Below are 610 nucleotides of genomic sequence, written 5' to 3' on the forward strand. Positions count from 1 at the left end.
GATGCGCAGGCGAATTTACTGGGTGAGGTTAACAGCCAAAGGAAAGATAATACCACTTATGGTACTGATTACCGTTATGATGAGCACTATAAAGGCTTAAATAGCAATGGTGACAGCAATAATGGAATTGATAGTGACACCAACAATAATAATGATGATGATGAAAATAGTGGTGATATCGATACCGACGACAGTAATGGCAATAATAACGATAATAGCAGTGATATTAGTACTCATTCTGGTAATGCGAGTAATGGTGTTGAAAGTGGAGAATGGTATGCCCGCATTCGCCATGAACATGCAATTAGCCGTCAAATTGTTATCCGGGGTAAAAGCAATCAGGCCAATTTAGCCCCGGGTCAACATATTCGCATCAAAGGCAGTACGATAGCCGGAATAGATGAGGGGGTAATGATATTAACGGTGCAAGGAAAGGGAAACCGCAGTGAGGCTTATGAGCTGAGTTTTACTGCCATACCTTACCAACCATTAAAACCTTACCGCCCGGAGCCGATTCCTTTCCCAACTATTGACGGCACTTTACCGGCACGGGTAACCAGTCCGAATAATGACACCTATGGTTATATTGATACACAAGGGCGCTATCGGG

The 610-nt window shown here is 43.3% G+C and carries 1 pseudogene; it reads left to right on the forward strand.

The window, feature by feature from the left end:
- Positions 1–610 (forward strand): annotated as a pseudogene (locus H3T96_RS14600) (hypothetical protein); the annotation flags it as partial.

This window comes from Gilliamella sp. W8136, from assembly GCF_016101285.1.
GTDB lineage: Bacteria > Pseudomonadota > Gammaproteobacteria > Enterobacterales > Orbaceae > Gilliamella > Gilliamella apicola_N.